The sequence below is a fragment of the Pseudomonas sp. MF6776 genome, from assembly GCF_016613125.1.
GTDB lineage: Bacteria > Pseudomonadota > Gammaproteobacteria > Pseudomonadales > Pseudomonadaceae > Aquipseudomonas > Aquipseudomonas iridis.
The window spans coordinates 1-3,086 of sequence record NZ_JAENSQ010000078.1 but is presented as its reverse complement, the minus strand read 5'-3'; the positions used below and the strand labels follow the sequence as shown (position 1 = coordinate 3,086).

General features: G+C 43.3%; 4 protein-coding genes. 1 reads left to right on the top strand and 3 read right to left on the bottom strand.

The window, feature by feature from the left end:
- Positions 1-72, bottom strand: a 72-nt coding sequence (locus JJD74_RS31210; protein WP_146469857.1) for a helix-turn-helix domain-containing protein, incomplete at its 3' end; no start/stop codon positions are given.
- 469 nt (positions 73-541) lie between these two features.
- Between JJD74_RS31210 and JJD74_RS30365 the strand changes: the two genes are divergently transcribed.
- Positions 542-1,636, top strand: a complete 1,095-nt coding sequence (locus JJD74_RS30365; protein ID WP_200618079.1) for an N-6 DNA methylase — start codon at positions 542-544, stop codon at positions 1,634-1,636.
- Positions 1,637-1,751: 115 nt separating this feature from the next.
- Here JJD74_RS30365 and JJD74_RS30360 read toward each other — a convergent pair whose 3' ends face one another.
- Positions 1,752-2,852 (bottom strand): hypothetical protein, encoded by a 1,101-nt coding sequence (locus tag JJD74_RS30360; protein ID WP_200618078.1) that lies wholly within the window; start codon positions 2,850-2,852, stop codon positions 1,752-1,754.
- A gap of 38 nt (positions 2,853-2,890) precedes the next feature.
- The coding region (locus JJD74_RS31080; protein ID WP_234451944.1) for a hypothetical protein at positions 2,891-3,086 on the bottom strand (196 nt) is incomplete at its 5' end.

The window sequence follows — 3,086 nt, the reverse complement described above, 5'->3', positions numbered from 1 at the left end:
CAGGCTGAAACCTTGGGCATGACCGATTTGAATGGTGGCGCGCTCTTCAACGCTGAGTTCGGAATAAGACATAGGGACAGCACCGTACCGGAAAGGTCAGGTGTTGCACTCAGTTTTCGCCGCCGCCGTATATAACGCCTATAGTGGGTTCACCCGGATTCAAACCTTGGTATGTATTTGAAACTTACGTAGGCAACAAAGGCGCTTTGACGGAAACCGAAGCATGGCAGGCAATAAGATATGCTCCTGCAAATTGCCCATTCAGCTGCTTTTACCTATTAGAGGAAATCGCGAAAGATTCCGCTGGACAATCACTAAAAATTGCACTTATAGGTACAAAACCACACGCACTCGGGGCGGTTTTATTCACATTGGCCAACAGCACTCCGGTAGAGCTGGTGCATGACCACCCGATAAGAAAAGCAGGCCGTACAGGAGGCACTGCGCGTCTACTTGTGTATCATGTCTCAGCGCTTTTTGATGAAGCGTCAGCCCTGCACTCCAAACGTCCCGCAAATCGACCGCGTAGATCTATCAATCTATGATTGACATTCATTACACTCCAAGAGAACTAGCACAAGCAATGATTGCATGTGTGCCGAAAAACTTTTCTCCTCGCACGATTGCGGACTTTTCAGCAGGCGAAGGGAGCTTGCTAAATGAAGCTGCTGAAACGTGGCCGAAAGCTTCAATTTTTGCTAACGATCTAAGTCCCAAAAGCGCTCGATTAATTGCATCACAAAATACATCATGGCATGTCTCTTGCTCAGATTTCCTCAAGCCCTCAGCGCACACTCACACTAAATTTTCGCTAAAAAAGCTTTCAATGGATTTAATACTGCTGAACCCTCCCTTTAGCGAAAGAGGACGTAAGCCTACTGAGTGGCTTGATTATAAAGGAGTAAAATCTGGACTGGCAGCTGCGTTTATAAGCTTGAGCTTAAAGTATCTTTCCGACCATGGATACATGCTTGCAATACTACCGAATGGATCACTGACAAGTGAACGAGACTCACAGGGCTGGTCGGTAATAAGCGAACACTATGATGTAGAAATAATAACTGACAACCACATGAGAGCCTTCAAAAGCGCAGTAGCCAGAACTTCAATTGTAAAAATTAGCCGTCGCAAAGTTGCGAGAAACACACTCCGGCTGATAACCGAATCAGACAAAGAAACTGGGTACGTTGATATCAAACGGGGACGTATTCAGATGCACTCTATCAACCCGTGCGCTGATGGTTTCCCGCTCGTACATACTACGGAGCTAAAAAATGGAGAAATATGCTTCACATCCATTCATGGAAACGTCTCATCAAAAGTAACGATAAAAGGCCCTGCGATCCTATTCCCTAGAGTTGGCATGGTTACTCAAGAAAAAATCTGCATACTGGAAAGTGATAAAATAATTGCTCTTTCCGATTGTGTTCTAGCGATAGAGACCTCTGACAAATCAACAGCAAGAAATATACGTGAACAACTCATAAAAAACTGGGACCGCTTTTACGAGCTTTATAGCGGTACTGGCGCAAAATACATTACGGTTAAACGTGCCAGAATTTTTTTCTCCAACTTGAATTTTATTACCGCAAGAGACAACCAAAAAGAAGAAACAAAAAGACTTGCCACTGGCTGACACCCATTTAAAATTTGAAGCCCACTTTAAATACTAATCAACAACTTTTGTCCGCACACTTGATCAGCTCCGAAACCGCCTTAAATGCCTGGATTAAAACTCGGCAACCAACCCCTCACAACACCGCCTTTTCCAACAATTGCAAATACACCTTCTTGGGTTTAGGACGCAGGGCATTAGATGAATACGTTTTAACCAATCGTAATCTTTGCTCATCATAAACTATTCCGTCTACGAGACATTGCGTTGCTACCTGAGGGTTCTGCTGGTGCAAGCCAACATAAAACTCTTTCACCCAACCCACTATAATATTTCGAATAATTTTTTCATGTTTATTCTTGAGCTTATAAGGCAAAATACCAAGTACATTGAGAAAAAAACTGACGTACTTAGCCCCTTTAAAATTCGGATATTCTTTCATCCGCTGAATTTCGTCATATATCAGCCGCCTTAACTTATACTGAATTACTTTGCTTGCAGGCCCGTTAGAGGAAAAGCCACCAAACAGTTCACCCCACAAAGAGTTATGGTGCATCCACCATGACAACCCCCAAGGTGACTGTATAGCACCCGCGCTATGAACAACCTCAAATATCAGATTGGCGAGTTGATCATAATGAGTTCCAGACAGATTATTTTTTCGTAGCGGCAAGTATTCAGGCACTCCCCGCTCCTCAAGAACAGAAATCGCACTCTTTATAAACTCAACTATCACACGTAATTTTTTTACAGAGTCATCCTTTAACGAATAATCATCAAGCCCATTAAGCTTATACAAATCATTGACAGAATTTTTTATATTTTCGAAAGCATGCCACAGGGATCTTGATCCTCCCCAGAAGTCACTATTAACCTTATCCGAGTATGTCATTAGTACCACACGACAATATGCCTCCCACTGTGCAGATCCAAAGGCAAAATCCCCCCACAGGTCAAGCTCAAACATTGAACCTATTTCTTCTACCATCGTGTGATCTGAGAACATAGCTTGGCTCAAAGGCTTGTAATGACCTATCAATCCGGAATCATAATCGCCAGCCTCTTGATATATAAATGATTCCTTATTTACCAACGCATAATTAATTATATTCTTGGAGAACACATTTATTCGTATTGAGTATTTCTGCGACTCTTTAATCGCATGAAATAGCTCTAACGCAGTTCCAGGCGACGCATCGACTATGGCTCTACAGAACTTTTTCTCAGATATAAGCATCAGAACATCTTCTGCATACGACGAAACCGAAGACTTACTTAATCTCGTTTCATTGCCCGCTTTATTACGTGCCTTACCACCTCCGTAATCGATCGCATATTTAACGATGGGCGGCGGCGAAAACTGAGTGCAACACCTGACCTTTCCGGTACGGTGCTGTCCCTATGTCTTATTCCGAACTCAGCGTTGAAGAGCGCGCCACCATTCAAATCGGTCATGCCCAAGGTTTCAGCC

Coding starts and splice junctions, on each gene's coding strand:
- JJD74_RS30365 (WP_200618079.1), top strand. CDS start 542: ATGATTGACATTCATTACACTCCAAGAGAACTAGCACAAGCAATGATT.
- JJD74_RS30360 (WP_200618078.1), bottom strand. CDS start 2,852: ATGCTTATATCTGAGAAAAAGTTCTGTAGAGCCATAGTCGATGCGTCG.